The sequence below is a fragment of the Candidatus Neomarinimicrobiota bacterium genome (genome assembly GCA_036476315.1).
Taxonomy (GTDB): Bacteria; Fidelibacterota; Marinisomatia; order Marinisomatales; family S15-B10; genus JAZGBI01.
Genome location: JAZGBI010000081.1, coordinates 1 through 8,202, shown reverse-complemented (window position 1 = coordinate 8,202; position 8,202 = coordinate 1). Strand labels below are relative to the sequence as shown.

4 protein-coding genes are annotated in these 8,202 nt (G+C 49.2%); all 4 read left to right on the top strand.

The features are described 5' to 3' along the window. Positions 1-407 precede the first annotated feature (407 nt). The 4 genes from V3U24_08245 (at position 408) to V3U24_08230 (ending at position 8,095) form a co-directional block, all read left to right on the top strand. Positions 408-2,789 (top strand): protein kinase, encoded by a 2,382-nt coding sequence (locus V3U24_08245; protein MEE9167432.1) that lies wholly within the window; start codon positions 408-410, stop codon positions 2,787-2,789. A 103-nt stretch (positions 2,790-2,892) separates the two neighbouring features. After that, positions 2,893-3,885, top strand: a complete 993-nt coding sequence (locus V3U24_08240; protein ID MEE9167431.1) for a serine/threonine-protein kinase — start codon at positions 2,893-2,895, stop codon at positions 3,883-3,885. A gap of 87 nt (positions 3,886-3,972) precedes the next feature. Next, entirely contained in the window at positions 3,973-5,301 is a 1,329-nt protein-coding gene (locus tag V3U24_08235) for a tetratricopeptide repeat protein (protein MEE9167430.1), read from the top strand. 178 nt (positions 5,302-5,479) lie between these two features. Then, positions 5,480-8,095 (top strand): protein kinase, encoded by a 2,616-nt coding sequence (locus tag V3U24_08230; protein ID MEE9167429.1) that lies wholly within the window; start codon positions 5,480-5,482, stop codon positions 8,093-8,095. Positions 8,096-8,202: the final 107 nt, after the last annotated feature.

Genomic DNA, 8,202 nt, shown 5'->3' with positions numbered 1-8,202 from the left:
CTCCATTAGGCTACACTCCTTCCAGGGCATAAGTAATCTCCTTTGTCATTATGCCCTAAGTTTAGTCGTTGAGTGTCAACCATGTCCTGACATTCTTGTGTCAACCATGTCTTGAAACCGTACCGATTGGTTAACTGGTTCACTGGTGACTGGGTACTTGATCCTTGATGCTGGATACTAGATACTTGATGCTGGATGCTTGATACTGGATACTTGATCCCTGATCCTTGAAACTTGACACTTGATCCCTGATCCTTGATACTTGACACTTGATACTTGGGATCCTGTGGAAAGCGGCCATCTTGGGTAAATTGGAACGTGTTCATTTGACTATCAATCACTTAACTTGGTTCGACCCGGATCCCGCAAAGCAGGGCAAAATCCTTGATTGACCTGAAGGCATAACCATGGCGATTCAAATCGGGGAAAAGATTTCTCACTATCGCATCATCGAGAAGCTTGGCGAAGGAGGAATGGGAATCGTCTACAAAGCCGAGGATACGAAGCTTAAGCGGACCGTAGCCCTTAAGTTCCTACCCTCTCATCTCCTGACCAACGAAGAAGAAAAAACCCGATTCCTTCATGAGGCTCGAGCCGCTTCTGCTCTGGACCATCCCAACATTTGTACCGTCTATGAGATTGATGAGACGGATGATGATCGCATGTTCATTTCAATGGGCTGCTATGATGGGGAGACGGTGAAGGAGAAGATCAAACGAGAATCCATGAATCCGGACGAGGCAGTGGATTTGGCGATTCAGGTAGCTCAGGGATTGGCGACGGCCCACGAGGGAGGAATTGTGCATAGGGACATCAAACCCGGCAACATCATGGTTACGACGGACGGGTTGGCTAAACTTGTTGATTTTGGGTTGGCGAAGCTGGCAGGTGAGGCAAGGATTACGAAGGTCGGCACCACCGTGGGGACGGTAGCTTATATGTCACCGGAACAGGCCCAGGGAGAGGAAGTTGATCACCTAACAGACATTTGGTCCTTTGGGGTCGTGTTATACGAAATGCTCACCGGGCAACTGCCCTTCAAGGGAGATTACGAGCAAGCGGTTATCTATTCAATTTTGAATGAAGATCCGCAACCAGTGAGCGATTCACACATTAGGATGGGGACCGCATTCAATACAATAATAAACAAGTGTCTCGCAAAGAGCCGTGATGAACGCTGCCAGAAAATGAACGAGGTCTTGACGGATCTTAGAAACCTCAAAAGGACTTTCGAATCTGGGGAGGTAAAGCGGCAGACTGCTGAGGATATAACGCCGATTTCTGTCGCTGTCCTTCCCTTTGAAGATTTGAGTCCCAGGAAAGATCAAGAATATTTTTGCGATGGGATGGCAGAAGAACTCATCAATGCGTTGACAGGAGTTAAGAGGCTGCGCGTTGCCTCCCGAACGTCTGCTTTTCAGTTTAAGGGGAAAGCTCAAGATGTTCGCAAGATCGGGGAGAATCTCAATGTGAGTGCTGTATTGGAGGGGAGCGTGAGAAAGGCAGGGAAAAAACTGCGTATCACAGCCCAGCTTGTTGATGCAAGAGACGGGTTACATCTCTGGTCAGAGAGCTACGAAGGGAAGACAACGGATGTCTTTGCTGTCCAGGATAAGATTGCCGGGGCTATTGTTGACAGGTTAAAGACTGAGCTACCGGGAAGACTTGGGACCCCACTTGTCAAGTCCCATGCCAAGAATCTTGAGGCATATAACCTGTACCTGAAGGGGCGATACCATTGGAACAAGCGAACGGAAGGCAGTCTGAGGAGAAGTATCCAATGGTTTGAAAAGGCACTCGAGCGGGATCCCGACTACGCTCCGGCTTATGCTGGCCTGGCCGACTCCTACATTACACTTGGAATCTATAGCTCATTGTCCCCGAATGAGGCTATGATAAAGGCTGAGAAAGCAGCGCAGAAGGCATTGGCGATCGATAACACTTCTGCTGAAGCCCATTGCTCCCTTGGATGTTTCAAATCGGTTTACACTTGGGATTGGTCAGGTGCCGAGCGAGAATTCAGGCGCGCTATTGAGTCTAACCCAAGCTATGCGATGGCACATCACTGGTATGCTATTAACCTTTTGACCCCGCTGGGGAGATTTGATGAAGCTGCATTTCAGAGTGAACGAGCGTGCAAACTAGATCCACTATCGCTCGTCATAAACCTTAGTGTTGGTCTCCAGTTCTACTTTCAGGGTCAGCATGACAAAGCGGTAGACCAATATCGAAAAACCCTAGAAATGGACCCAAACTTCGGTGTGGCCCACTTCTTTCTTGGTCAAGCTTACAACCAAGAGTCAAGGTATAAGGAAGCTACTGTTGAGATTGAAAGGGCGATAGAGCTCTACGGAGGGAGCACGAAGTGGTTGAAAATCATGGGAGAGCATAGGGCAGCTAGGGATAAGGGACAAAAAGCGAAGGAGACCCTGGCGGATCTAAAGAAGTTCATCCCGCATTTTGGAAACGTAACGTCTTCTTACAGAAGCAGCACAAATATGTTAGCTATGCTTGGCTACAGTTTCGCGGTAGCGGGTAGGTCTCGAAGGTCAAGGAAGGTTCTTCAGGAATTGATCGAGCTATCAAGGCGCAGATATGTGTCTGCGTACGACATCGCGGCTATCTACACGGGTCTTGGTGAGAAAGATGCAGCGTTTGACTGGTTGGAAAAGGCCCTTGAAGAGAGGTCCTACTTGTTAATTTATCTCAAGATAGATCCAGTTCTCGATACTGTGCGCTCCGATCCCAGATTTGCTGGGTTGCTGGAAGCCGTAGGCTTGTCCCAATGATCCTCCAAAAAGATATAGGACAAGTCGGAAAAACCATCTCCCACCATCACCGCGGGATCCCGCAAAGCGGGGCAAAATCCTTGATTGACCTGAAGGCATAACCATGGCGATTCAAATCGGGAAAACGATTTCACATTATCGTATCCTTCAGAAGCTGGGTGAGGGAGGAATGGGAATAGTCTACAAAGCCGAGGACACCAAACTTAAACGTACCGCAGCTTTGAAATTTCTCGCTCCGCACATGGTGGGAAGTAAAGAAGAAAAGACCCGCCTTATTCACGAAGCACAGGCTGCTGCGGCATTGGATCATCCCAATATCTGTACTGTGCACGAAATTGACGAGGTGGAAGGGCAGACCTTCATTGCCATGGCTTATATTGATGGAGAGAGTCTAAAAGAGAGAATAGAATCAGGCCCGTTGAAATTAGATCAAGCGGTGGACATTGCCATTCAGATTGCAGAAGGGTTGCAGGAGGCGCAGGAGAAAGGGATCGTTCATCGGGACATCAAAAGCGCTAACATTATGTTGACTGAGAAAGACCAAGTGAAGATCATGGACTTTGGCTTAGCCAAGCTAGGCGGGAGGACAAAGATCACCAAGACAGGCACCACTGTGGGTACGGTGGCCTACATGTCACCGGAGCAAGCGCGTGGAGAAGAGATAGATCACCGAACAGATATCTGGTCTCTCGGGGTTATCCTATACGAGATGGTCACAGGGCAATTGCCTTTCAAAGGGGATTATGAGCAGGCGGTAATTTATTCGATCTTGAATGAAGAGCAGGAGCCGATAACAGGTTTGCGCACAGCCGTGCCATTAGAGCTTGAAAGAATCGTAAATACGTCGCTCGAAAAGGAACCGTCTGAACGTTGCCAGCATGCAGATGACCTGGCAGTAGACCTGAAGAAGTTGAAGAAGGACTTAGAATCGGGACGAATAACTACCACACAAGCACAAATTCCGGGAATGAGAGAACCAAAGAAGACGCCAGTTTGGCTTGTCCCTACTTCTGTCTTAGTTCTATTTATTGCAGCCGGCCTGTGGTTCCTCACTTCACGGTCTCCCAGGATAGAGTCTTCAGTCGTCTTATCTTAGGTCGCAGTACTCCCATTCAGAAGTGTTCGAAATGACCCCGGAACAGACTTTCTTGGCTTTTCGCTTGCTGATCAAATTATCACAAAGTTGGACTACGTTCAGAGTGTCGTAGTTCGTCCATCAAGCGCCATTCGCAAGTACGACGGTGCTGAGATTGATCTTTCGTCAGTGGCTCGTGATCTGGACGTGGAAGTTGTCTTGACCGGCAGCTATATGAAGGAAGGGGATCGCTTCAGACTCAATGCTCAGCTTGTAAACGTTTCTCGGAACGAAATCGTCTGGCGAGAGCCTATTGAGGTCGAGTATTCGGATATTTTCACCGTCCAGGATTCCATCTCACGGAAAATCATTGCCGGTCTAAAGTTGCATTTGTCGCCGGAGGAAGAAGTAAGACTTAGAAAGGATGTGCCTTCTAATCCCCTTGCCTACGAGTATTTCCTCAAAGCAGTAGCAAGTCCATTGACGACCGCTACTGACTGGGCCAATCGGATCCAGCTCCTGGAGAAATCAGTTCAGCTGGATTCAACCTATTCACTGGCCTGGGCTTCCCTTGGTTTGGCATATCAGACGTATGCCCAGTTTTCTGGAGCCTGGGAGAGCGATTATGAATTGGCAGAGCGAGCTTATGACCGAGCCCTCAGATTGAATAGCGAGCTTCCGGATGCCATCTCCGGACTTGCGAATCTCTATGCAGAGACCGGGAAGATTGACGAAGCTGCCGCTCTGTTACAGCAAGCGTTCAGCGTGAATCCCAATTCCCCGGACTTCTATTCGAGTCTTGGTTATGTCTATCGATATGGTGGGATGATGGATGAATCGATCGAAATGTACGTACGTGCACAGGCACTCGATCCCAGATATGTCAGCCCATTTGACAACCAGATTGAAATAACGAAGGCCTTGATCTACAAAGGAGAATACTTCGCTGCGGTCTCGTCGGTGGATAGCACAATTGAGCGGCGCAATGCTGCTGGACAACCTGTTGATGTTCATTCGCTTTTTTACCAGGGGATGGCGTATTACTATTCCAAGGATTGGCAGCGGGCATCTGCTATTTTCGATTCTTGCCAGAAGGTCGATCCATCTAGCATTTGGAGTCTCTTCGGAAAAGCGTACAAGGAGGCTGCACGAGGAAATTTCAAGCGTGTTCGAAGCATCACAAAGTCTTTGCAAGAAAGAAACATCGTTGATCATGAAATGCTCTATCGACTCACCCACTTTTATGCGCTGGCAGGAGAAACAAATCTAGCCTTGAAGAGTCTGAAAGCCTCAAGCAAAGGCTTCTTCAACTATCCTTATATAGACAGTGATCCACTACTTGAAAGTATTCGAACTACCGAAGAGTTTCAGACCCTCCTTTCGGAAGTGAAGATTCGTCACGAAGCATTCAAGCAAAGATTCAGCGGAAAACTTTGATCGCCAGAGTGATGATCCTCCCAAAAGACGGCGGACAAGTCGGCAAAACCATTTCCCACTACAAGGTCCTTGAAAAGCTGGGCGAAGGCGGGATGCCTGTTTATCCCGCTTTAGCGGTGGCCCCGCTGAGGCAGAGCGCCTGTCCGGCGGCTAGACGGGAAAGCGGGGGGTGTTGTCCATGATCGGTCAAACAATCTCTCACTATCGCATCATCGAAAAACTCGGTGAAGGTGGGATGGGTGTGGTGTACAAGGCTGAGGATACGAAGCTCAAACGAACCGTCGCTCTCAAGTTCTTACCCCACCATCTTCTGGCTAATGAAGAGGATAAGACCCGGTTCCTCTATGAAGCCCAGGCTGCGTCTGCTCTTAGCCATCCTAATATCATGACCGTCTTTGCGATTGAGGACGCGGAGGATCCCTCCACGGCGGGCAGGCAGACGTTCATCGCCATGGAATATGTTGAAGGTGAGACGCTCAAGGACAAGTTGGAAAAGGGACCCCTGAGAACAAAGGAACTATTGAATATCGTCATTCCCGTGGCTGAAGGACTAAATGCCGCACACAGCAATGAAATAATTCATCGGGATATCAAGTCTGAGAACATAATGATTTCAAAGGATGGTCTGGTAAAGATCATGGACTTTGGCCTGGCGAAGCGGAAAGGGGTGACAAGGGTTACGGAGGAAGGAAGTACCCTGGGCACTTTGGCGTATATGTCACCGGAGCAAGCGGAAGGGTTGAAGGTGGACCGCCGGAGCGACCTTTTTTCTTTTGGTGTGGTGATGTACGAGATGGCTACCGGTCAACTACCCTTCAAAGGAGAACACGATGCGGCTGTATTGTATGCTATTGTAAATGACCTTCCCCTTCCCGTTACCACGTTGAATCCCAATATTCCCCAGGAGCTTGATCGTTTCATCCACAAGGCTCTGGAGAAAGAACCGGAAGACCGTTACCAGCACGCGGACGATCTGGGTGCCGATCTGAAGAAGTTGAAGAGAGACCTGGAATCTGGAAAGACCAAACCAGGAGCAAGAGAACGCAAGCTGACGTGGAGAAATCGGCCCCAGTCATACGTGGGTGCTGCTCTCCTCATGATTCTAATAATTGTGGTTGGACTCTTCTTGACGACGGAAAGCCGAAAAGAGTCGGTACGTGCTGAGGCAAAATTGACCAAAGTGACATTTGGCCCCGGTTTGGAGGATGAACCGACCTGGTCGCCTGACGGAAAATTCGTCGCGTATACCACTGATGAACGGGGGAATCTGGATATCGTCGTTCTTCCTCTCGGTGGTGGTAAACCAATCTGGGTCATCGATAGCAATGCGGATGATGCACAGCCTAGCTGGTCCCCCGACGGGGGCAAACTCGCTTTCGTGTCGTCAAGAGATCACGGTGGGAGGCTTTCCATTGTACTCGGTCAGGGGTCGCTCACACCGTACATCAATGGAAAAGGAGGAGATATTTTTCTTGTGCCGGCTCTCGGCGGTACCCCTGTAAAGCTCGTTGACAATGGATACTACCCTGCTTGGTCGCCTGATGGCCAGGACATCACATTCCAATCGAACCGGGGCGGACAGTGGGATCTCTGGCTTACTCCTTCAGAGGGGGGAGAGCCGACACAATTGACCGATGACGAGGATTTTGATTATCAACCGAGCTGGTCTCCGGATGGCAAATGGATTGTCTACGGCTCTGGAGCATTTCCTAGTTACGACCTGCACGTGATTCCCTCGGCGGGAGGTCAACGGATAAAGATTACTGACGAGAATAGTCTTGTGGTAAGACCAGCCTGGACACCTGATGGGAAACATATCTTGTTTTCGTCTGCACGAACCGGGATCATGAATATCTGGAAGGTGCTATTCTCCCCATCGGCTCACGAGACGTCTGTCTCGCCGATGCGCGTCACGATCGGAGAGGGCGATGATATCAATGTTAGTGCTGCGGCGGATGGGAGCCGGATTACTTTTGCAACGCTCCGAAATACTGCGGACATTTGGGAGCTTACTCTGTCCTCCGGAGAACTTCGTCAGGTGACATTCGAAACAAGTTCTGAGGGTTATCCCCATCTTTCGCCCGATGGACAAACACTCCTTGTTCAATCTGATCGAAGTGGAAAAGTAGAGCTGTGGACTATGGATTTGAATGGCAGGGTGCTTTCGAAACTCACTTCTGCTGAGAGTGCTGTGTTTTCCGCGCAATGGTCTCCCGATGGAAAACAAATTGTGTATCAAAAGGATCAGAAAATCGTTACACAGAAGTTGGGAGATGTTACCGTTCGAGAAATTGCACCCGAGGGTAATATTCCTGCATGGTCTCCCAATGGAGAGAAACTCGCATTTTCCCTTGTGAAAGATGGCAACCAGGATGTTTGGATATATTCGTTAGAACATCAAGAATCAAAGCAAATTACGTTTCTCGAATCAAGGGATTGGTTTCCCACATGGTCTCCTGATGGAAGATACATTACTTTCCAAGCTGAGATGAAAGGCACGCGCGACATATGGATCGTTCCTTCCGAAGGTGGTACGCCGAACCAGATCACATCAGGTGAATCCGAAGACTCTCATCCTCGGTGGTCGCCAGCTAACGGGGACCAAATACTGTTTGTCCGCGACCACAAGAACCTTTGCCTGGTTTCTGTTAGCACAGGGAAGGTGAAGCAGATAACAAATTTCGTCGAAGCAAACCTCATCCTTGACTACCCGAGTTGGTCTTTCGATGGCAAAACAATCTATTTCAGTCTCACCAGGAAAGTCGGCGATGTGTATGTTCTGGAGAATTATTGAAGCGACTCTGATGATCCTCCCAAAAGACGGCGGACAAGTCCTCCCCAGAGATGGAGGACGAGTCGGTAAAACCATATCCCACCACAAGTTCCTGGAAAAGCTGGGTG